The sequence below is a fragment of the Sutcliffiella horikoshii genome, from assembly GCF_008180725.1.
Taxonomy (GTDB): domain Bacteria; phylum Bacillota; class Bacilli; order Bacillales; family Bacillaceae_I; genus Sutcliffiella_A; species Sutcliffiella_A horikoshii_B.
Genome location: NZ_VTEV01000002.1, coordinates 415,813 through 436,756, shown reverse-complemented (window position 1 = coordinate 436,756; position 20,944 = coordinate 415,813). Strand labels below are relative to the sequence as shown.

Here is a 20,944-nt window from a genome sequence, read left to right as displayed (position 1 = left end):
TTTCGTAATCTTGATCTCAACAACCTTGATCGTGATGACTGACTTGCTAATTTGTGGAAGCGTTTGCACTATTAGGTAAGGTTCACCGAATTGCGGAACCGTTTGCGCAAAGTTGCACAAAAAGCAGCCCCACAACTATAAACCTACAAATTTATGCAAACGCTACCAATATTCTATTTATAACATACTATGATTTCTGAAAATTTTCAATTGGTTTTTTGATTTTGGGGATAGGCCCTCTACGACAAATTGCGACAAAACACCCCAAAGGTCCTATGTCATTACACCGCCTAAAAGACTACAATAGGAATGTACTTTTCATAAATCATGGAAAAAGGCAAAACTAGTGAAAGCTAGTGACGCAAAACTATAGGGACTTCAGTCTGTTTTTCATAACAGACCAGTTAGCCAGTTACCCGCACCAACCTCCGTTGATTTATGAGTGAAAAGGAGGTCCTGCTATGAAGACGGTAAGAAATTTACAGTACTTCTGGCACAATATGAGATCCCACTATTACACTGTCATTGCTGAAGATTGCCTCGACAAGGTCATGAAGCAGCAACTGGTGGAAAAAGCGGAATCCCATAGGCTAGAAGCAATTCAATGCAGAACGAAAATTCAAGATTTGACTTATTAAATCTTGATAGACAGCTAAGAGAAACAGACTTACAAAAAGAAGAGGCCCCGGGTTACGAGGCCTTTTTGTTCTGAAGATATAGTGAAGGGACAGGCACCCTGACCTAAAAAGATCGCCGTACCTGTCCCTTCTGCTCTTTAAATATGTTGTTCCGTTACTTTCGGTTTTCTAACAAATGCCATAATTCCCGCAATCAAGTATAGGACTGCTGGAATGATTCCAAAACCAAGGGTTCCAATTCCGATGACAAGTGCTGCTAGAATTAGCATGATACCTGCAAGTACAGGTTTTTTATTTCCTTTAATGGCAATGATCCCGATAACTCCTAGAATTAAAGAAATGATTCCAACTGTCAGTAGCGTAGGACCTGCCATAGACAATAAATCCATGAATCCACCCATATCCATGCCTTCCATAGCCGGATCTGCCGTCATTTCCTCTTCCATTATCTCTGTAAATTCAGGATCAGACATTCCCAAGTTCATCAACACTCCAAAAAGTGCCGTCAATCCACTAATAATCACTGCGATGACTGTCATCACTATCTCTGCTGTACGTTTCATTCTCATTTCCTCCTCTTATTATGTAACCTTATATGGGTTATACGTAGTTTAACTCCATAAGGTTTCAATCTTCATCAACTAATTTTATCACGTCAAAAAGAAGGATAAAATAGGAAAAAAATATATTGTTTTTCCAAGGTAGAAATTTGCTCTGCCCCTCTTATACCGAGGATTCGATAAAATCCACCTTAATACGCACATTAAAGCGCGGAAAATGTAGGAATTTTTGTTGTTTATATCAAGTTAATAAAAGGTATTTTCAAAGTATAGAAACATAGCAGAAATATACGAAAGAGGGGAAAACACTAATGAAGATTAAAGTGAAAAGCTGGAGAATGTTGACTGCCCAGGATAAATTGTTCATTCTTAAAGCCGTAAGCCGTCAATCGCAATCAAAAGTAAGTGCATAAACTCCACATTGAGAACAGGTCTCTTCCTAATGCCTCATTCCATACACTCTATATTCTACTAATTACTTCTACAAGCAAAGCCTGTACATCCAGTAACATGACCTGTTCTTAACTTAAATTTAAGATTCATACAATTCAATCGGCAGCCCGTCTGGATCAGAGAAGAAAGTAAATCTCCTCTTTGTATGCTCGTCTATTCTTATAGGTTCCACTTTTATCCCCTTCCCTTCTAGTTCCTGCACTGCTTCCACAATATCCGGAGTTTGAAAGGCCAGGTGGCGTAGTCCCTGTGCTTCTGGATAGCTTGGTCTTACAGGAGCATCCGGAAAAGAGAATAACTCCAATTGGGTGCCGTCCGGTAGAGCTAGGTCAAGTTTATAAGAATTTCGTTCCTCCCTGTATACTTCATTGATGATGGGAAAGCCCATCAGATTAACGTAAAACTCTTTGGAAATTTTATATTCGGAGCAGATAATGGCGATATGATGGATACCTGTCAGGTTCATTCTTTAAACCTCCCTTTTCTATTTCATCTTACAGAAAATTTATCGAAGACACAAAAATAGGACAGTATTCACTGCCCTTTCAATCATGTAGTCAACTCTTCTAAAATTAGCAATGACTTTTCCCGCCAATATTAATGCTGATTCCGAAAATATTGATATTGAACTTGTTTTCACATTTTTTGCAATCGCGCTTATCTTTGTGTTTTGGTTTGCAGTGTGTATGATGGTCTTTTTTCGAGCTAAGATAGTAGTAGCATTTCATATGTTGTTGCACCTCCTTTAAAAGATAAGTGACGGGTGGTTGTCAGGTGAAATTGGGCCCCGTCCCGCTACCTTTTCTATTATTCTATGTATGGTGGATAAGGTTGTATGGACTGATGTCCTGAAGGTGGAGTGGATTTTAATAGAGGATGATAGATTGATTTGTATTAAATGGGGTACAAATTCATTCATATTTTTTTATTAGTCACCATATATGTAGTCGTGAAACTTTTTTCTACTCGGAGGCTCATATGTGGTTAATATTGTTGGGGATAATTTATTTGTTTCTTGTTATTAAGGGCCATTTGTGGGCGATTATTGTGGTCATTTTGTGCACAGCTGTTATACTACCTGGTTTCAATCGGAGAGCAAAAATTTTTGTAAAAGAAGAGAACCATCTTCCTAAAAAAACTGAGGTATATAAACAAGGGGATATTTTTGGCCTTTACACAGATCCCCTTGCACTTCATCAACAAAAGAAGGAGCGCGAAAAGTTGGAAATGGAGGGTAGAAAGAAAATCTAACTTTTTGGGTTTCTACTAGACCCCTACCATCACTATAATTTTCCCATCTCCCACCTTGTAACTCTTAATTTTGCCAATAGGAATCTTTCTGACAAGCTCCCAACCATTAAAATCGATTCTAATGTGACCGCTTTTGTAGGTCAGATGTGGCGGTTTGTCAAAAATACGTTTATTAAGAATACTAAGGTTCAAAGGTTTAAGTTTCACAATCTTAAATATTATCTCTCTTCCTTCCATCTGAACCGGCTCGAGGGTAATGGAGAATGAGAGGTCCTTTTTAGTCACCTTAAGATCTGCTTCCGCTCTGCCAGTGACAATAATCTCATCTTCTGTAATTTCCACTGCAACTTCCTGCAGCTTTTCGTTTCTTCGAAGTACCTCTTGGAGCATGTAAGCAGTAATAGGGACCGGAATGACGCCACTCTTGATTTTATCAAAAAAATCCATGTTTATTATCGCCTGCTTTCATAGAACTTCACATTGCCTTAAATGGTACTTTACCCATCACCAATAAGTATTAAAACATCCCGTGCTCATTCGGTGATTCTTCCGGAATTGCCTGGCCGACATCCCACAATTCCACAATCTTCTCTTCCTCAAAACGGAAAATATGAATAACCGCGGCTCCGATGTCCTCAGGGTTCTGTTTGATATGGGAGTGGACAGCAACCGTATTTCCATCTGCAATGGCATGCTTCACTTCAAGCGTTTTATCAGGACTTTGAATTGCGTTCTCTTCCATCGCTACCATTAGCGATTCGGCGTCCCCACGAAAATAAGGATTGTGATGACGCAAATCAGTAGCAATGTGGCGCTCAAATGCTTCACGGATTTTTCCAGAGGCAACCAATTGGAGGAATGAGATGGATGCTTCTTTGTTTTGGTTTTGAATCATGATTGAATCTCCTTTTATCTTTATTTGTATTAATATAGTTCTCTATCACTTCATACAATACCTTCATTTGTGATTAGCTTTTGTATGATACTCCTTCTATCTGCTTTCTCTCAAAAAGTGTCATCAGTAATGGAGTGAAGACACTCTCATACACAAATCCAACTCAAAAGTGTCTTCATCTTTATTATGATGACACTCCCACATACATTTTCACCTGGAAATTGTCTTCATCTTTACTATGATGACATTCTCAAACGTATTTTTAACTCAAAAGTGTCTTCATCTGATCCATCATAAAAGTATTCTTGTAATCAACATTCCAATTAAAATTCATAGTGGCTCCACTGCCGCACTCCATTGCAATTCATATGCTTTTTTAAAGATCTCCCTATGGTCCGCTTCGGAATCGCTCCTTCAAGCCACTCATATATTGTGTTTGTATCAATTTTCTTATCGGGAAACAGCTTAGTAAGTTCCTTAACATTTCTCATAATAAGGGTATCCGATAATTCCATTTTCCCACATTCTTTACAGATACACTTGGTACCTGCAACGCTTATTTTAAATAATCCACAATTCTCGCAAGTATTACCTTTTCGTAGTTCATCGTATTCGTAAGAGGGCGGGAGAAAAAATGGGGCATCTATTAAATGCTGAGCTGTTATTTGTTCTGCTAATTCTTTATGATGGTTTATTAGTTTACCTGAGGTGGTGTTAATATTTTCGAGGAACCGATTAATTTGACTGTGGAATAGGAAAGGCTTATTAATTGGTGTTTGATATAGGGTGAATTCAGGGTTAATAAAGACGATTAAGGATTGAATAGGCAAGTTGCAACCGAGGCTTTGAAGTAGTTGGCGAAGTAACGACTCACTTCTAGTTAGTTGGATCAGTGGGTTTGTTACCTCTGACTGTGGAGGAATTTTAGTGTACAGTCTGTCATAATCATAGAAATAGTCACCTTCAAAGTTTTTGACTTCAAATAGATGAATAGTGTAGGGAGCAATAATTAACGTGTCAATTTGGAAAGTGCTTCTGTTTTGCTGTAGGAGAAGATCATTGAGGATTAGGCATTCGGATTGAATAGATGAGGTCAAACGATCAAATTGCACTTCCCCTTCAAATCCTTTACGAAGGGTATAAAGATGTTTCCTCTCTATTTCTGATAGTTTAATGCGGGTATTTAAATACTGGTAAACTTCCAGTTCGCGTGGTGTGGTTCGAGATTTATATAACATAGCACACTCCTTTCTGTATAAATATAACAGATTACTTGGAGATAGTGAGATTTTTTTAGTAATTTCCGGGAATTTTTATGTGCAATTCTAGAATCTTAGAGATTTTATTGCCATGAAGACATTTTCAGACTAGATTTCTTTTTGAAAGTGTCTTCATTCCCCTTATGAAGACACTTTCAAATCTTTTTTCCTTTTGAGATTGTCTTCATATCACCTATGAAGACAATTCCACTCAAATTTTTTGACCGAAAGTGTCTTCATCCCTTCACAACTCCAACCATTAAACCCCCTTACTAACCACAACCGACCTCTTCATCTGCCATCCCCGCATCAACGTAAACGTATAAATTCCAAGCGCCAGCCATATACAAACAAACGCAACTAAGTGCGCACTGGTAAATGGTTCATGAAACAAATAAACGCCCATAATCAGCTTGATAGTTGGCGCAAAATACTGCAGCAAACCGACCATCGACAGTGGGATTCTTTTCGCACCACTCGCGAAAAGTAGCAAGGGAATTGCCGTGACCACACCGGCAAGCAACAGAAGCAATGTTACATTTAATGAGTCACCAAAAGCTCCACCGCCACTGCTACTCGCCCCATGCACATCCCCCAAAAACAGCAGTGCAAATGGTGTAATCAACAGTGTCTCAATGGCCAATCCAATAAGCGCACCGACTTGCACCATCTTCTTAATCAGACCATAAAAAGCAAAACTTAAAGCAAGCATCATGGCCACCCACGGAAAAGTACCAAAACTGAAAGTCAGTACGAGCACACCGACCCCTGCTAGAATAATAGACAATGTTTGAAGAACAGAAAGTTTTTCTTTTAACACAATGACAGCAAGTAAGATACTCACGAGCGGATTGATATAGTAGCCGAGGCTCGCTTCTATGACTCGGTCAGCATTCACCGCCCAGATATAGAGACCCCAGTTAATGCTGATGAAAATTGAAGCAAGGCTAATCCCAATTAATCGCTTCCGGTTTCTAACCAGAGCCTTAAGCTCCATAGAAAACGCTGGTAACTTTCGCATCATAGCTAAAATTATCAGCATAAAGACGAGCGACCAGACAATACGGTGCGCCAAAATCTCCCCGGCAGGCACGTCATCTACTAACTTCCAAAATAAAGGGAGAATCCCCCAAAAAATATATGCTAAGCCCGCAGAGGCAACTCCTAATCCAAACTCTTTATTTCCTGTCGTGTCATTCATGGCTGTACCCTCTTTACTTAAGAATGTTTGTATTTAGTTTAGGGCCGATTACAAGGGATTGCAATGAAAACATTTCGAGGCGCGAAGAAAACTCCAGAGTTAATCCTCCCCCCTTTATGTTTAACCAACTCGCTTTAAAGGTATTGCAAAAAATGTAGTTTAATTCCTATACTAAATCCGGTCCTTATTACCTAGTGATATTGCTGATTTCTAAATTGGTTTTGTGATATAATCTATTAGGTTCTCAGATTACAAATAAAAGGTAGATTTTGAAAATGATACTATTGAAGATGAAGCTTGGAATTTTCAATTGTTTGTAGGAGGAAAGACTTTGCATCTTGATATTTTCCGTTTTTTTGAAAAGTTTATTTATGTAATATTTTTTTCTGTAATTTCTGTGCTTGTTGGAATAAATGCTTTTGTAACCAAAGGTCATGACTCAATTGCCCAAACTCCTACAAGCTACTTTGAAACATTGACATTTATTTTTGCTCTAATAATAATGGCATGTCTGTTTCGTTTTCGAAACTTAATTCTTAAAACTATTGCAAAGGTACCAGTGTCCCTTTGGATAATCACTATGTTAGCTGGGAGTTTATTAGTGCAACTTGCAGTAATGAAGCTTTTTGTTGTACATCCTACTTGGGATTTCGGTTCATTGGTTAATGCTGCAAAAATGTATATCGAAACTGGTGAGGTAAGCGATTATTTTTCCATTTACCCCAATAATGTTTTTTTATTTTGTCTATTGGTAATAGTCGGGAAGATTTTTACTCCTGATCTAGTAACCTATATGCTTTTTAATAGTTTTATCATATTAGTTAGTCAATATTTAATTTATCGCATTGCGTCCAAAGTAGCGGGGAAAACAGTCGGCATGATTAGTTTAGCTGTAAGTGTATTGTTTTTCCCGTATATCTTTTTCGCGCCAATTGTTTATACAGATACCATTTCATTGATTTTTTTATTGCTCCCATTAAATCTTCTTATCGATAAAAACGGTAAATTTAAACAAAATATCTATATCATTTTAGTTGCATCGGCAGTATTTGCTTTTGGTATGTTGCTTAAAGGATCCCTTATTATTTTTGTTATTGCATTCGGAATTACCTTATTACTTTCTATGAAAGGGTGGAAAAAGGTATATTTTTTGGTTCCTTTCATCATCCTCTTCGTGGTTAAAACATTATTTACTTTTTCGCTTTATCAGCTGGATATACTGGACGAGGAGCAACAGCAGAAAACTAGTTTCCCTGTTTCGCATTGGCTAGTGATGGCACAAAATGCTGATAGATTAGGAAAGTTTTCAGGAGACGATGTAAACTGGACGCTGGAACTCTTGAAAGAACATCCTAGAAGTGAAGTGTCAGCGATTCATTTTGAAGAGTTGAAACAGCGTGTTGGAGAAAAAGGTATTTACGGGAACGTTCTATTTAATTTAGAGAAGATTAAGCATACATGGACAGATGGAACCTATTATTCGTTGAATAAGTTAAGAAGGCATCCATTGGAACCGGAAAATTTCCAGCGACTAGTAGATTATAAATCTGGTGAATTGTTGCAAGCATTTGCCAGAGTGCAGCATTTGGTTATTTTATTGGGGCTGCTCTTTGTTATTCCTTTATTGAAGGAAAAAAAGACATTTGTGACGTTTTGTATGTTGGCTATTATCGGATATTTCTTTTTCTTCCTTTTATGGGAAACAAGGTCAAGGTATCTTGTAAGTGTCACCCCTTTAATCATTTTACTTAGCAGCATGGCTTACTTCAGGATAAAAGGAGATTTAATAGATGAAAAGACTCCTTAAGTTTGGAACTGTTGGCGTATTTAATACGCTTATTACATTTGCCAGCTTTACCATCCTTTATTATTTAGGATTAAATTATTTAGTGGCGAATGTTATCGGATACTGCCTTGGTGTTCTGAACAGTTACTATTGGAATAAAAGATGGGTGTTTCAAGATAACAGGAAAAGGGCTAGTATTTTTTATAAATTCATTGCAGTAAATGTTCTGACACTTGGAGTTCAGACCCTTTTCCTTTTCCTATTGGTTAACAAGCTTGGATTGCAACCAGTTTTGGCAAATTTGGTCGCTATAGGGGCCAGTTTATTTATTAACTACTTTTTAAATGCAAAATGGACGTTTTTTCAGGAACAGGAACAGAAAGCTAGATAGTGGAGGTTATTATGAGAGAATTAATATCTATTGTTGTACCAATGTATTTTGAAGAAGAAGTAGCGCAAGAGTGTTATAACAGGCTAAAAGGAGTCATGGATGCAGAAAACATCCGTTATGAATTCATTTTCGTAAATGATGGAAGCACTGATCGCACGCTTGATATATTAAGTGATATTGCGAGTATGGATCCTCAAGCGAAAGTGGTCAATTTCGCACGTAACTTTGGCCATCAAACTGCAGTAACCGCAGGCATTGATTATGCAAATGGCGATGCTATCGTTATCATCGATGCTGATTTGCAGGATCCTCCTGAGGTTATCCCAACCCTTTTGGAAAAATGGCGTGAAGGGTTCGATGTTGTTTATGCCAAACGGAAAAAACGTACGGGAGAAACGAAATTCAAACTACTAACCGCAAAATATTTCTATAAATTCTTGAATTACATGTCAGATATTGATATTCCAAAGGATACTGGGGATTTTCGCTTAATCGATCGGAAAGTTGCAGATGTTTTTAAGCAAATGACGGAGAGAAATCGGTTCGTTCGAGGGATGTTCTCATGGATTGGGTTTAAGCAAACATTCATTGAATACGAACGCGACGAGCGATTTGCCGGAGAAACAAAATACCCGTTAAAGAAAATGATTAAATTTGCTTCAGATGGAATTATTGCTTTCTCGACCAAACCTTTGAAAATAGTTATGTCACTCGGTTTCTTTTCTGTTCTTGTTTCCTTCGGGGTTTTGGTATACGCCATTCTAGTAAAGCTATTTGGGCAAGGGGTAGAAGCAGGCTGGGCCTCCATCATGGTCGCTATTACCTTTTTCAGTGGCATACAATTACTAGGGATGGGAATTGTAGGAGAATATATTGCGAGAATATATGACGAAAGCAAAAATAGACCTATTTATATTGTTAGAGATACGGTAAATCTGGAAAAGCAGGATGAGGTAGAAATTAAACAGACTGTTGGGACTAAATAAATTATGTTGAAGGAAGCACTAGGAGCAAGTCATAGTGCTTCCTTTTATTTACTGAAATTATTTACGATTTCGAGAAAGCACTTCCTCACGCTTCATTAATAAACATACTAATACTCCAACTACAGTACCAGCCAACATAACCATAAACAGGTAAAATCATCTAATATTACCCAACTCCTCTTATAAAATTGTTATAATATTATTGGATAGAACTTAATACCCAAAAACGATTAAAGGAGTACCTCGTAACATGGGAATATATAATCAAGAGCTAAACCTCAGAACCCACATTTCAAAGCACTTCCACTTACATCCCAAGTCAATTGAACACATCTTAAAAGACTATCATGTTAATTCTTCACTTAATCACGCATTGGTCTCTAGTTTAAAGGAAAAAATAATTATAAACCTACGGAACCATAAGGTGTGGGATCGATATTCAGATGAAGAAATTGAGAGATTAATTGAGCAAGAGCTGCGTAATTATATTGAAAGAAGCATAACCTCTAATCAAAACTTAATAGCAAGGACCAACGCAAATAAGCTCTATATAACAATCCGTTATTCAGGAACGGTTTTACTAACTATATTTCTACTAATTTATACTGTCTATCAAGTAATGGAAAAAGATCTCTATCATTCTATTAATAATATTCAGTATATCAAAAGGGTTATAGACCCTTCCGATATCTTACTTTTACTATTCATAGGTATTGTCAGTTTATTATTTACAGGACCACTACTTGAAAAAATGTACGGTTCAGTAAAGTTCTTATATCTTTTTTTTCTGCCAGGCTGCATTGTATTTCCTTTTCAAAATGGAACTATAGTTGAGCTTTTATTCGGTTGTATTAGTGGATCGATAGGCTTTTACCTTGGATTGACCGTATTAAGAAGAAGAGGAATAACCTTAAATAAGGTTTGGATGATATGGGGATACTTTTGCTTTTATCTAGCATTATTCTATTATAAAATAGGGGTTTTGTTTGACCCATTCCCACTAATTTCAGCCTCTATAATTGGATTGCTTTTATCAATATGGATAAAACCCAAAGTTCATGTAGTAAAGTGAACACATATAGCCGATATACCCCTTGCCAAATTTCTATATAACCCTCATATTTAAAGTTAGGAGGTGCGATATGCGAAACGATATACAACCTAATGAGCGGGCATATTCGACCAAAGAAGTGGCGGAAGAAGTGGGGATTGCCACCCCTACTGTACGAAAGTATGGACAGATACTAGAACGGAATGGGTACGAGTTTTTAAAGGATGGGGACAGGCGGATCTTTGTTGAATCGGATGTTAAAGCGCTTATAGCGCTACGCGATACGGACAAGCCTCTCGACAGCACGGCACGGGATATAGTTGATATGCAAAAAGAGCGCTTGGAGAACACCACTCAAACAGACATAGCGCTACCCGATACGAGCGAAACATTACCAAGTGATCCAGAACAAATGAAGGAGTTTTTTAAATACTTAGCGACCGAACTTGCTGCAGCACGTGAAATGAACATTCAGTTAAAACAAGATATGTCACAAATCAAAACGACGGTAGCCCAGCTTCAGCAGGACCATCACTTTATTAGTTCAAGTATCGGTAATTCGGCACAAAAAACGAATAACAAGATTGAGAAATTAACAGAAGAACAAAGAGAACACTACGAAACTCTTTTGGAACAAGAAAGAGAAAGAACGGAAATGCTACAGGAAGAAATCCAGAAAATGCGAGACGAACAGAAAAAAGAATGGGTTTCTCAGAATGATTTTAATAAGCGTCTAGAAGAAGAAATGCAAAAACGGGATAATGGTAATTGGGGTTGGCTATTGTCGTTGTTTAAGAAATGAGCGTATCGTCACGCGATATAAACCGACATGTACTATTTTGATTAATAAATCACTACATATATCCGATGTCTGATACAGGAGTAGTTAAATATCGTATCGCCTATGATGCATGCACAATGTAAACATAGGCGTTTTTTTGACTAAAGCTGGCTCTCTGAGTCACTTTTTGATGTTTTCACTCAACTTATTTCAACAATTTCCCGAGAAATATCTACAAAAATGACTTTGTGTCGACATCATAAGTCGAGTGCTGTTATTTGGTTAATGGCACTCAGAACCCGTGATCTGTCTTTATTGCTGTCCTAAAAAAAATAGACCTTAGTTATCTTTTTTAACCTCGGCCTACTCATTTCCTCTATTCTTCTTCCAAAACACTCATCAATGTATTCTTAAAACTATCATACACGTAAGACCATAGCATTTCCTCGCCTATATATCTCTGCCTTAACGTAGCAATGACTTCCTTTTGCTTTTCTGAAAAACTAGGATCTTCCTTAGGTGGTAGCGCCCCCCGGAGTTCGTCTACAATCTGTTGTACTTCAGGTGCACGCGGTCCCCATTTCCCCAAAAGTTCGCCTTGTTCGCTCAGAATTATTATCATGGGAATCGCCCGTCCCCCATTTGTCAGATGACGGTCAATTAGACTGGTGTCTGCGTCTCTCAGAGCAACTCGGAAATCTATGTCTGCAGCCTCAGCAAGCTTACGAATCACCGGGTTGATCATCATGGCATCACCGCACCAATCTTCTGTAATGGTAAGAAAATGCAGGGAGTGCTGTTGCAGCTTTTCTACCAATCCATCTGCAGGCAATTGGAACCTTTCATAGACACTTAAGCTTTCCTCTTTTAGCATACTCATTTCATCCATGTATGCTTGAATGGATTTTCCTTCTTGAAAAAATTGTTCTTCTGTTTTCATGCTGGTAACCTCCTTGTTTGAATAAAAGCTGTATAATCATCATAATTGTAGTCGTAGAAGTCAATTTATAGTGATATTATTTGTAATCGTCTAATTTTCGGGTTCCCACATGGCAATTTCATCCCCGGGCATGGCAACCACTAACCAACCATCTCCATCTTCATCTCCAGCTTGCCAACACTCATTATTGGTCATGCTTTCCATTAACGTACAATATTTTCCCGTGTTCAAAATGAATAAGTAGGTGCGGCGTTTCTTCTCCAAGGGATACATCAATCACTTTCTTTCTTCGCATGTCGATAATCCATTGGTACATTTCTTCTTCAGATCTAATGGGGATTTCCTGTGTAAGTTCTAGAGTGTCAGCAAATACTGTCCATTTACTTTCCATGTTTAGAAAGAGAGTGAGCGGTTGGCTTTCCATAGGATGCTGGTGGATAAAGAATACTTTTATTGAACCTGGGCCGACTCCAAATTCTAATCCATTTAATTGACTTCCTATAAATATTCGCTTTAACAATTTTTCTGCATAAGTTTTTTCTTTTATATTCATGTCTCTATACCGGTTTTCCTTAATGGTAAAGCCAGATCAAAGAAAGATACTCCTAACGAAATGCCAAAAGCGATAGAGACAGTTTTATAGTAATCTGGATTACTGAATTTAATTAAAAAACTCATACCAAAGATTACTACAAAATAAAAAATGAATCGGCGTAATCTCCTTCGCAGCTCTATACGTGATAACTTACTTGCTTTCCACAAAATTGCCAGGAGAAAATAACACAAAGATATAATTAAGAACATTGCGTAGCCACCAACCATTGCTGTTGCAAATGGGTGGTTTACTTCCTTGTAAACTAGGAAGAACGTTAGAATGGTGGTGATTGTGAAAATTAATAGGAATACGACAGAAAATCTCCTCATAGCTTAGACTCCTCTTCTAGTTATTTCCTACTAAAATTGATTATTTCAGAGAATGATTGGAAGCTCAAGAGAAATATTCTAGGGATTAAAAATAGTCTTTCCCCCCAATCCCCTACCGCTACCAAGGGTGGATTCTGCAAAATTCCTTCTGTTGTACTCAGAAAGCTAGTCCAATGGTAAAACTTCCAATGAACCATTTCTTTTTTATAAGGAAGTCGGCATTCTAATAAGGGCTTTGGGTGAATCGAGTTTTGACAAATTTCTGCATCCTTTAAGAAATAGTCCATATCTAACGGTTTGGAGTTGTAAGAACTTATTAATTTGATACAACCACCCCTGTTACCAACAGGTTTACCTCTACTCCTAAAAGGGTATATAAAATTGTTTATATTGAAAATTAATCTGATAGAGTATGCGGTCAGAATAAAAAGTAAAGAGGGTCGTGGGGTATGGCTAAGGGAGATTTATTGATTATTGGCGGCAATGAAGATAAGACCGGTTCAAAAGTTATTTTGTCGAAGTTTGCTTCACTGTGTAAAAGCCGCAAAGGCCCAATAGGAATTTTAACCACTGCTACTGGGTACCCGGAAGAGGTCGGGACTGAATATTATCATTTATTTCAGGAGTTGCATGGCGAGGCACCAGTACTTTTTCACTTAGATTCCAGGGAAAAAGCGGAAGACAGTGAACTTCCTACTAAGCTTGCCGGCTTGTCGGGATTGTATATGACAGGCGGAGATCAACTGAGGCTTACCAGCATCCTAGGTGGAACCTCTTTTTACAAGCACCTTATTCAGGAATGGAAAAATGGATTAATCATTGGAGGAACCAGTGCCGGAGCTGCCGTCATGAGTAAATTGATGATTATCTCTTCCAAACTTTTCGATAAGGATGACAATTCTATACTTGAAATGGGATCTGGGTTCGGCTTCATGGAAGACGTAATAATTGATCAGCATTTTTCGCAGCGGGATCGTTTTAGCAGACTAATGAGAGCGATCTCATTAAACCCTCAAATTATCGGTATTGGTATTGATGAAAATACCGCCATATGGGTCCAAAATGAGGGAGAGAAGTTTGAAGTCGTCGGCGAGTATAACGTGATTATTTTCGATGGCAAAAAATCTACATATATAGATGTAGCAGAAAACAAGGGAAATATGACCATAACGGATATACGCTTCCATACGCTTGGCGGAGGAGCAATTTTTAATTTAGCTAAAAGTGAACTAATTATCCCTTAAGGAGCGAAAGCAATCAATGAAAATTAATCGCGTCAGTTATTTATCTGGTCCCAATTTATATAGCTTCAGACCCACTATTTGTGTAGAACTTGATATTGAAGAGTTGGAAGAAAGACCATCAAACACCATCCCTGGCTTTACTGATCAACTACTTGAAGTCTTACCCTCCCTCTATACCCATACATGTTCGAGAGGCTATGCGGGCGGATTTGTGGAACGTCTAAAAGAGGGAACCTGGATTGGACACATCCTTGAACATATAGCATTGGAAATTCAGCACCTTGCTGGCATTAAAGTAAAACGAGGGAAAACAATTACAAGTGAAAAAAGAGGGATCTATTTTGTGACCTTTGATTATTTAGAACCCAAGTCAGGCTTTTATGCATTCGAGGCAGCACTTAAAATTGTACAAGCTATCCTAAATGGGAAAGAGACCAATGCGGAATCCTACATTCAGCATACTTCGAACCTTTTTTATGAATATAAATTGGGTCCAAGCACAGATTCCATTTATCAAGCTGCCCGCGCCCGAAAGATTCCGGTTGAACGGGTAGGGACTAACAGTTACTTAAGAATCGGCACAGGCAAAAAGCAAAAGTCCGTTCAGGCAACCATCACTAGCCAGTCCTCCTATTTGGCAGTGGAAAATGCTTGTGATAAGGATATGACCAAAACTTTACTAAAAGGTGCAGGTCTTCCTGTTCCGAAGGGTGTCGTCATTTCTGATGAATTTGACTTATTAAAGTCAGCGGAAGAAATCGGCTATCCTTTAGTCATAAAACCACTTAATGGGCGCCAAGGACAAAATATTATTACTGATATTAAAAATGACTCTGATCTATTGGCAGCCTTTCGTTGTGTATATAAAGAAGACACGCAATATATTCTAGAAAGATATTACAAAGGGATGGATTACCGCTTCCTAGTGGTAAACCATGAGCTTGTAGCGGCCAGTCTCCGCCTCCCACCGACAGTTATCGGAGACGGTGTTAGAACCATTTCCCAATTAATCGAGGAAGAAAATCTCGATCCGTTACGCGGGGACGGTCATGAAAAAGCCATGAGCAAAATCCCCCTTGATGATCGTACGACGGTGCATTTGGAAAAGAGCGGCTACTCCCTTCATTCTGTTCTGGATGTTGGTCAAACGCTAGAAGTGCTGGGGAATGCCAATCTTTCCACAGGGGGATCTGCCATTGACGTAACAGATGATGTTCATCCTGACTATAGAAAAATGGCGGTTGCTACTGCGGCCGCAGCAGGACTTGATGTTGCTGGAATCGACATCATTTCCACAGACGTTTCTGTCGCTTATAAAAAAGAGGAAGCGGCCATTCTTGAAGTGAACGCAGCACCTGGAATACGGATGCATCTGTATCCTTCAAAAGGAAAAAGCCGTGATGTTGGTGGAGCAATTGTGGACTATTTGTTTTCCTCCCGTGAAGAAGCAGCCATTCCCGTCGTTGCAGTCACAGGTACAAATGGGAAAACAACCACATCCCGTCTCGTCAAACATCTTTTACAAAAGGATAATGTAACAGTGGGACTTACATGCTCGGACGGCGTGTGGGTTGGAGATCAGCAACTTGATAAAGGAGATTGCAGCGGACCCATTAGTGCCAGAAAAGTGCTAGCTAACCCGAACGTAGATGTCGCAGTACTTGAAACAGCTCGCGGCGGCATGCTTCGAGAAGGATTGGCATTCCGCTATTGCGATGTAGGCATCGTAACAAACGTAAGCGAGGACCATCTCGGATTGAGAGGCGTGGAAACTTTGGATGACCTTCAAAGATTAAAACAAACCATTCCAGAAGTGGTGTTGCCTCAAGGTGCATGTATTTTAAATGCAGATGATCCTATGTGCGTGAAAATGGCACCACATACAAACGGAGAAGTTGTCTATTTTTCCTTATCCCATACAAACCCTGTCGTTCAGAAGGCAATAGAAGACGGCACGAAAACATGGTATGTGGAAAACGGATGGATTATGTTCAGTGAAGCAGGCAAAACGGAAAGGTTCCTTCCGGTTACCCATATCCCAATTACCATAAACGGTGCAGCGCGTCACAATATTGCAAATGTCCTATCTGCCCTTGCTGCTGCTTATTCACTTGGTCGCCCGTTTTCAGAGCTAAGAAGCAATATTATCACCTTTCTTCCTACCGAAGAACAAAACCCAGGCCGTTTCAATGTGGTGAGTGTTCAAGAAAGGACGATTGTGGTGGACTATGCTCACAATCCTGCAGGGTTAAAGGCGCTTTTTGAAACGATTGATTTATTGAAAAATGGACGACTAATCACTGTTGGTTCAGCCGCTGGCGACAGACAAGATCATGCCATATGTGAAATGGGCCGCATCATTGGAAGCTACTCCGACATTTTCATCATAAAAGAAGAAGACAACTTACGGGGAAGAACACCAGGAGAAACCATTTCTCTTCTCTCAAGGGGAGTCGAACAGGCAACAAGCGCAACTGCCGTTTACGTCCATTATAAAGAGCTTGAAGCGATGATCAAGGGCTGGGAACTCTCAGAGCCAGGAGATACTCTCGTGCTGCTTTATGATCAATACGCTTCGATTCAAATACTTTTGGAACATATCAGACAGGTTGAAGCTACCCGTGTTTTTGAAAAAATTTAATAACAAGAAGAAACAGTCCAGGCATTCTAGACTGTTTCTTTTTTTATAACGAGGATTGCGTCTACTATGCCAGGTGACAAACTAATTGATTGCTTCTTCTTCCTGTACCTTTGAGAAGAACCAACCTCCTGCTGCAATCAGAAGCAAAACCACGTAGAACGTTACTTTCCACTCTGTGGATTTTGGGAATGTTTCGGGTAATATACCTAATTGGGGATGTGCTAGTGTATACACTAATAGCTTTACCCCAACCCATCCGACAATGAGGAATGCAGCAATTTCAAGACCTGGTCTTGATTTCAATAATGCTACAAATAAGTTAGCTGCAAAACGCATAATAATTAACCCAATTAATCCTCCAGCAAAAATTACAAGAAACTTTCCTCCGTCTAACCCTCCAATGGTAGGAAGAGGTGTATCCGGCAATGTTACGGCAAGTGCAACCGCAGCTAGGATTGAATCTACAGCAAAAGCGATGTCTGCTAACTCCACCTTGAGTACGGTACCCCAGAAGCCGGCTTTCTTTTCCTTTTCTTTCTTTACTTTTTGTCTCTTAAAGACATATTTTCTAAGGATATGGTTCAGCGAAATGAAAAGGAGATAAATAGCACCGATTGCCTGTACTTGCCATACATCCACTAAAAATGAGATGACGAACAAAGATCCGAATCGGAAAACAAACGCACCAGCCAGACCGTAAAATAAAGCTTTTTTCCGCTCTTTTTCTGGTAGATGCTTCACCATAATTGCTAACACCAAGGCGTTATCAGCTGCCAAAAGTCCTTCAAGTGCTACAAGCAAGAGCAAAACCCATGTATATTCTAATAAAATGGATACATCCATCATTAAACCCCCTAAAAGCTGTTGGCTTACTAATAGCGTTTGCAACGCGGGAAATTTTTAGTGATGGAGGATTTAGGTAGCTAAATTTTGCTTAATGTAAAGGCTTATAAAAAATGAATTATCCCGTTTACTTACTATTCAAATTCGGATAACTGTGTTTGCTATTATTGATTTTTTCCAACCTGCCTCTAAAAAACGTATCCTGAAACTCTTGAATTCGAAATGGGATGATGGGGGATAAGTATGGTACACCAACCGATCGAAGGAACACCATATAAAGGAGCAAGAGCGTCGAGCCTACCACCATGCCAGTAATCCCAACAAAATTCCCAATCCATAAAAACGCAAAACGCAGTGTATTGGTAGGGGCTGCCATTTGTTTACTGGCAAGTAAAGTGCTGGTTAAATAGGTAATAGCCACTAGAATAAGGCTAAATGGATGTATTATTTTTGCTGAAACTGCTGTTTCGCCAATTGCTATAGTAGCCAACAAAGAAACAAAAACAATGGCACTCTGAGGAATACGAAAAATTGCATCAGCTAAAACTGTAAGTAAAAAGAATAAGGCAATCATACTCCAGAACGGGGAAAGTAACTCATCCCCTTTAAATAAAGTTTCAGCTATATTTTTAGGTAATCGGTCGGAATAGAACTTAGAAATCACAACATAAGCGCTTGGAATATAAATCGTCATAATAAAACTTATCAGCCTTATTAAGCGAATAGTAAAACGCCCCAGCTTTTGGTTATACTCATCTGGTGCTTGAAGAGAAGAGACAAACAAGCCTGGTAAAATAATCCCATATGGATTTCCATCAACTAGCACTACTACTTTTCCATCGTATAGGGAGGATGATATGACATCAGGACGTTCTGTGATTTCAGACATAGAAAATAGAAAAACCTTTGAGGGATCTTCCATGGCTTCTTCAATTAATTTTCCCTCTAGGACATAGTTAACTTTTAGTTTGTCTATACGCCTTTTAACTTCAGCTAACACATCTTGATCTACGACACCTTGAATGTAGAGAATTGATACGGAAGTTTTTGATAAGTTTCCAATATTCAGCGAGTCTGCACAAAAATGAGGAGTTTTTATCATACCGCGCAGTAAACCCAAATTTGTATTTAGTTTTTCCGTTAAGGCTACCATTGAGCCCTTCGGAGATCGTTCGCTTATAACTTGCTCCAAGTTTCTTTCTTTCATCTGAGCAGTTTTGGCAATGATCCCCCTAGTCAGTCCATCTATAAATAAGACAGTTTGTCCGTCTAGGAGAGCATCTATCACTTCTTGCATCGAGTCGGCAATGTTTACGCCTGCGGTTTTAATGATTTTTTGTGTAATGTGTTCGATGCTTTTTTCGTCCCAATGAATTTCTTCATGAAATTTTAAAAGAGGTTCAATTAGATGAGTTTCAATCTTTTCAGTATCTACCAATTCTTCCATGTACACGAGCGTCATACATATAGTATTTTCAGTGCCTACTTCTAACTTTCTTGTGGAAAGTGATGGTGTATGATAAAAGCATTTTTTAAGACCGTTTATATTTTTTTCGAGCTCTGGATGGATGGACTTATTCACGTATATCAATCACCTTACAAAAATTAGTATGTATTTTCCCTTTAGCAGTTGGTCGTTAACTAATATGCTCGTAAAAAGGGAAACTATACTGGAGATGGTGAGCTTACTTTACTTTTAAAATTTGCATCACGTTTAATATCGCGTCTAGTTCCTGACTAATTGAAATGGTCGTTTCACTATCAAGACCATTTTTAAGATAAGATTGATACAACCTTTCTTTTAATATCTCAACTAGATTTTCTAATTTTTCTTTTTGCATCTTATGCATAGGTATCTTCTCATTCCTTTGTATATTTAATTCCAGTTGTATTAAACTAAATATTGTTAACCTTTCCAAGGCTATTTATAATAATGAAGGCTCTGTTAAACACCGCTGTTGATTTCCGCACTAGGCTTCGCTTTCCTAGGGGCGTTTGGGGAGCCTCCTCGGAAAAGCGCCTGCGGGGTCTCCCCTAAACGCTATTTCCCTCAGGAGTCTTCGCCCATTGCTCCAATCAACAGCTAGGTTGCTGAAAAAATCAATAGTACGCTTTAACAGAGCCGTAATGAAAATAATAAATGATATCAGGTGGTCTCCGAGTCTATGAATCTTGATCAAATAAAATATATCTTAGAAGTCGCAAAAGAAAAATCGCTAACGAGGGCAGCAAATAATCTGCACGTGTCCACACCAGCGATAAGCAAGTCCATCTCTCAACTTGAAAAGGAATTAGGCATTTCTATCTTTCATCGTTCTCGCCAAGGCACTATCCCGACCTCACAGGGAAAAAAGATTATTAAAAGTGGACTTGAGATCTTATCTATAATGGATGATCTCCATAAACAACTAACAACAGAAAATACATGGAAGACACTCAGAGTAGGGTGCGGGCCATCCTTGACATATGTTATTTATGATGCGTATTTGCTTTTTATTGAAGAGCATCGTCACATTCAAGTAGAGATTATTGAAATGGACCAGGATGATCTATTAAGAGCGCTAAAATACAAGGAAATAGACATTGGGTTTACACAATTTGATGAAGAAGAGCTGAAGAATGCAAATATTCAAGATTCTATCTTTTATGATTTGCTTTATACTGGTCATGCATGCGTATATGTTAGTAAGCATTCCCATCTCTATCACAAGGATCATATCTATATGGAAGACATAAGGGATGAAAAAGTAGTCCTTTATAATTCTAAACGCGCTCGGCTCCTAAATGAAAAATTCTTAAAAAATGTGCAACCTTTCCTCACATCAAATAATGTAGAGGTTTTAAGGGATTCCGTCTTACATGGACATGCTATCTGTATTCTTTATGATTTTTCATTCAAAAATCATTTAGATGTAAGAAATGGTAATCTAGCTGTGATTCCGCTGGGCAATCCCAGTCTTATAAATTTTGATTTCTGGACATTTAGCCACAAGAATGTAAGCATGTCTGTTGAAGCGAAAAACTTTCAGCACAAGGTGATAAAGATGCTTCGGGGATAGTCCAGATTCATTTATAGAAAAGTAACGTTAAGCTTCTAATT

22 protein-coding genes and 1 riboswitch are annotated in these 20,944 nt (G+C 38.6%); of the genes, 10 read left to right on the top strand and 12 right to left on the bottom strand.

Annotated elements, in window-relative coordinates:
- Positions 1-326: 326 nt before the first annotated feature.
- A riboswitch (cyclic di-GMP riboswitch) is annotated at positions 327-420 on the top strand.
- A 41-nt stretch (positions 421-461) separates the two neighbouring features.
- Entirely contained in the window at positions 462-638 is a 177-nt protein-coding gene (locus FZC76_RS22895) for a hypothetical protein (RefSeq protein ID WP_187441963.1), read from the top strand.
- Between the two features lie 137 nt (positions 639-775).
- Here FZC76_RS22895 and FZC76_RS06080 read toward each other — a convergent pair whose 3' ends face one another.
- Positions 776-1,201 (bottom strand): DUF4064 domain-containing protein, encoded by a 426-nt coding sequence (locus tag FZC76_RS06080; RefSeq protein WP_148987356.1) that lies wholly within the window; start codon positions 1,199-1,201, stop codon positions 776-778.
- Between the two features lie 529 nt (positions 1,202-1,730).
- Positions 1,731-2,117 (bottom strand): SMU1112c/YaeR family gloxylase I-like metalloprotein, encoded by a 387-nt coding sequence (gloA2, locus tag FZC76_RS06075; RefSeq protein ID WP_148987355.1) that lies wholly within the window; start codon positions 2,115-2,117, stop codon positions 1,731-1,733.
- 512 nt (positions 2,118-2,629) lie between these two features.
- Between gloA2 and FZC76_RS06070 the strand changes: the two genes are divergently transcribed.
- Positions 2,630-2,902, top strand: a complete 273-nt coding sequence (locus tag FZC76_RS06070) for a hypothetical protein (RefSeq protein ID WP_148987354.1) — start codon at positions 2,630-2,632, stop codon at positions 2,900-2,902.
- 15 nt (positions 2,903-2,917) lie between these two features.
- On the opposite strand, the gene FZC76_RS06065 is transcribed toward FZC76_RS06070, so the two are convergent.
- The 4 genes from FZC76_RS06065 to rarD form a co-directional block, all read right to left on the bottom strand.
- Positions 2,918-3,349 (bottom strand): hypothetical protein, encoded by a 432-nt coding sequence (locus tag FZC76_RS06065; RefSeq protein WP_148987353.1) that lies wholly within the window; start codon positions 3,347-3,349, stop codon positions 2,918-2,920.
- 70 nt (positions 3,350-3,419) lie between these two features.
- Complete coding sequence (locus tag FZC76_RS06060; protein ID WP_187441962.1) at positions 3,420-3,797, bottom strand: nuclear transport factor 2 family protein; 378 nt, start codon at positions 3,795-3,797, stop codon at positions 3,420-3,422.
- A gap of 323 nt (positions 3,798-4,120) precedes the next feature.
- Positions 4,121-5,035, bottom strand: coding sequence for a nuclease-related domain-containing protein (locus FZC76_RS06055; protein ID WP_148987352.1), 915 nt, complete (start codon positions 5,033-5,035; stop codon positions 4,121-4,123).
- A 280-nt stretch (positions 5,036-5,315) separates the two neighbouring features.
- Entirely contained in the window at positions 5,316-6,257 is a 942-nt protein-coding gene (rarD, locus tag FZC76_RS06050) for an EamA family transporter RarD (RefSeq protein WP_148987351.1), read from the bottom strand.
- Positions 6,258-6,588: 331 nt separating this feature from the next.
- Here rarD and FZC76_RS06045 point away from each other — a divergent pair, with 331 nt between their 5' ends.
- The 5 genes from FZC76_RS06045 (at position 6,589) to FZC76_RS06025 (ending at position 11,273) form a co-directional block, all read left to right on the top strand.
- Positions 6,589-8,064 carry a glycosyltransferase family protein gene (locus tag FZC76_RS06045; protein ID WP_148987350.1) on the top strand — a complete coding sequence of 492 codons (1,476 nt, stop codon included), beginning with the start codon at positions 6,589-6,591 and terminating at the stop codon, positions 8,062-8,064.
- Positions 8,048-8,434, top strand: a complete 387-nt coding sequence (locus tag FZC76_RS06040; protein ID WP_148987349.1) for a GtrA family protein — start codon at positions 8,048-8,050, stop codon at positions 8,432-8,434. Before FZC76_RS06045 ends, FZC76_RS06040 begins: the two co-directional genes overlap by 17 nt.
- Positions 8,435-8,445: 11 nt before the next feature.
- Positions 8,446-9,420 (top strand): glycosyltransferase family 2 protein, encoded by a 975-nt coding sequence (locus FZC76_RS06035; RefSeq protein ID WP_148987348.1) that lies wholly within the window; start codon positions 8,446-8,448, stop codon positions 9,418-9,420.
- A gap of 250 nt (positions 9,421-9,670) precedes the next feature.
- The gene (locus FZC76_RS06030) at positions 9,671-10,492 is read left to right on the top strand and encodes a hypothetical protein (RefSeq protein WP_148987347.1); all 822 of its coding nucleotides are present in this window, start codon (positions 9,671-9,673) and stop codon (positions 10,490-10,492) included.
- Positions 10,493-10,562: 70 nt separating this feature from the next.
- On the top strand, positions 10,563-11,273 hold the full coding sequence (locus FZC76_RS06025) for a MerR family transcriptional regulator (RefSeq protein WP_148987346.1): 711 nt from the start codon (positions 10,563-10,565) through the stop codon (positions 11,271-11,273).
- A 355-nt stretch (positions 11,274-11,628) separates the two neighbouring features.
- On the opposite strand, the gene FZC76_RS06020 is transcribed toward FZC76_RS06025, so the two are convergent.
- The 3 genes from FZC76_RS06020 to FZC76_RS06010 form a co-directional block, all read right to left on the bottom strand.
- Positions 11,629-12,192 (bottom strand): thioredoxin family protein, encoded by a 564-nt coding sequence (locus FZC76_RS06020; RefSeq protein WP_148987345.1) that lies wholly within the window; start codon positions 12,190-12,192, stop codon positions 11,629-11,631.
- A gap of 184 nt (positions 12,193-12,376) precedes the next feature.
- On the bottom strand, positions 12,377-12,745 hold the full coding sequence (locus FZC76_RS23410) for a hypothetical protein (protein ID WP_262372445.1): 369 nt from the start codon (positions 12,743-12,745) through the stop codon (positions 12,377-12,379).
- Positions 12,742-13,116, bottom strand: coding sequence for a hypothetical protein (locus FZC76_RS06010; protein WP_148987344.1), 375 nt, complete (start codon positions 13,114-13,116; stop codon positions 12,742-12,744). The genes FZC76_RS23410 and FZC76_RS06010 overlap by 4 nt, the downstream gene beginning before the upstream one ends.
- Positions 13,117-13,565: 449 nt before the next feature.
- On the opposite strand from FZC76_RS06010, the gene FZC76_RS06005 reads away from it, so the two are divergent.
- Positions 13,566-14,360: a cyanophycinase gene (locus FZC76_RS06005; RefSeq protein WP_148987343.1), complete on the top strand. Its 795-nt coding sequence runs from the start codon at positions 13,566-13,568 to the stop codon at positions 14,358-14,360.
- 16 nt (positions 14,361-14,376) lie between these two features.
- Positions 14,377-17,001: a cyanophycin synthetase gene (cphA, locus tag FZC76_RS06000; RefSeq protein ID WP_148987342.1), complete on the top strand. Its 2,625-nt coding sequence runs from the start codon at positions 14,377-14,379 to the stop codon at positions 16,999-17,001.
- An 81-nt stretch (positions 17,002-17,082) separates the two neighbouring features.
- Here cphA and FZC76_RS05995 read toward each other — a convergent pair whose 3' ends face one another.
- The 3 genes from FZC76_RS05995 to FZC76_RS05985 form a co-directional block, all read right to left on the bottom strand.
- Positions 17,083-17,844 carry a TerC family protein gene (locus tag FZC76_RS05995; RefSeq protein ID WP_148987509.1) on the bottom strand — a complete coding sequence of 254 codons (762 nt, stop codon included), beginning with the start codon at positions 17,842-17,844 and terminating at the stop codon, positions 17,083-17,085.
- 127 nt (positions 17,845-17,971) lie between these two features.
- The gene (locus tag FZC76_RS05990; RefSeq protein WP_187441961.1) at positions 17,972-19,426 is read right to left on the bottom strand and encodes a spore germination protein; all 1,455 of its coding nucleotides are present in this window, start codon (positions 19,424-19,426) and stop codon (positions 17,972-17,974) included.
- Between the two features lie 103 nt (positions 19,427-19,529).
- Positions 19,530-19,694 (bottom strand): aspartyl-phosphate phosphatase Spo0E family protein, encoded by a 165-nt coding sequence (locus FZC76_RS05985; protein WP_148987340.1) that lies wholly within the window; start codon positions 19,692-19,694, stop codon positions 19,530-19,532.
- Between the two features lie 315 nt (positions 19,695-20,009).
- On the opposite strand from FZC76_RS05985, the gene FZC76_RS05980 reads away from it, so the two are divergent.
- Complete coding sequence (locus FZC76_RS05980) at positions 20,010-20,903, top strand: LysR family transcriptional regulator (RefSeq protein ID WP_148987339.1); 894 nt, start codon at positions 20,010-20,012, stop codon at positions 20,901-20,903.
- Positions 20,904-20,944 lie beyond the last annotated feature (41 nt).

Bases quoted from the DNA above. Each gene is read 5' to 3' on its own strand.
- gloA2 (WP_148987355.1), bottom strand. From the start codon at position 2,117: ATGAACCTGACAGGTATCCATCATATCGCCATTATCTGCTCCGAATAT.
- FZC76_RS06080 (WP_148987356.1), bottom strand. From the start codon at position 1,201: ATGAAACGTACAGCAGAGATAGTGATGACAGTCATCGCAGTGATTATT.
- FZC76_RS06025 (WP_148987346.1), top strand. From the start codon at position 10,563: ATGCGAAACGATATACAACCTAATGAGCGGGCATATTCGACCAAAGAA.
- FZC76_RS23410 (WP_262372445.1), bottom strand. From the start codon at position 12,745: ATGAATATAAAAGAAAAAACTTATGCAGAAAAATTGTTAAAGCGAATA.
- FZC76_RS06020 (WP_148987345.1), bottom strand. From the start codon at position 12,192: ATGAAAACAGAAGAACAATTTTTTCAAGAAGGAAAATCCATTCAAGCA.
- FZC76_RS06030 (WP_148987347.1), top strand. From the start codon at position 9,671: ATGGGAATATATAATCAAGAGCTAAACCTCAGAACCCACATTTCAAAG.
- FZC76_RS06060 (WP_187441962.1), bottom strand. From the start codon at position 3,797: ATGATTCAAAACCAAAACAAAGAAGCATCCATCTCATTCCTCCAATTG.
- FZC76_RS06010 (WP_148987344.1), bottom strand. From the start codon at position 13,116: ATGAGGAGATTTTCTGTCGTATTCCTATTAATTTTCACAATCACCACC.
- FZC76_RS06040 (WP_148987349.1), top strand. From the start codon at position 8,048: ATGAAAAGACTCCTTAAGTTTGGAACTGTTGGCGTATTTAATACGCTT.
- FZC76_RS05985 (WP_148987340.1), bottom strand. From the start codon at position 19,694: ATGCATAAGATGCAAAAAGAAAAATTAGAAAATCTAGTTGAGATATTA.
- rarD (WP_148987351.1), bottom strand. From the start codon at position 6,257: ATGAATGACACGACAGGAAATAAAGAGTTTGGATTAGGAGTTGCCTCT.
- FZC76_RS06005 (WP_148987343.1), top strand. From the start codon at position 13,566: ATGGCTAAGGGAGATTTATTGATTATTGGCGGCAATGAAGATAAGACC.
- FZC76_RS05995 (WP_148987509.1), bottom strand. From the start codon at position 17,844: ATGGATGTATCCATTTTATTAGAATATACATGGGTTTTGCTCTTGCTT.
- FZC76_RS05980 (WP_148987339.1), top strand. From the start codon at position 20,010: ATGAATCTTGATCAAATAAAATATATCTTAGAAGTCGCAAAAGAAAAA.
- cphA (WP_148987342.1), top strand. From the start codon at position 14,377: ATGAAAATTAATCGCGTCAGTTATTTATCTGGTCCCAATTTATATAGC.
- FZC76_RS22895 (WP_187441963.1), top strand. From the start codon at position 462: ATGAAGACGGTAAGAAATTTACAGTACTTCTGGCACAATATGAGATCC.
- FZC76_RS06055 (WP_148987352.1), bottom strand. From the start codon at position 5,035: ATGTTATATAAATCTCGAACCACACCACGCGAACTGGAAGTTTACCAG.
- FZC76_RS06065 (WP_148987353.1), bottom strand. From the start codon at position 3,349: ATGGATTTTTTTGATAAAATCAAGAGTGGCGTCATTCCGGTCCCTATT.
- FZC76_RS06035 (WP_148987348.1), top strand. From the start codon at position 8,446: ATGAGAGAATTAATATCTATTGTTGTACCAATGTATTTTGAAGAAGAA.
- FZC76_RS06070 (WP_148987354.1), top strand. From the start codon at position 2,630: ATGTGGTTAATATTGTTGGGGATAATTTATTTGTTTCTTGTTATTAAG.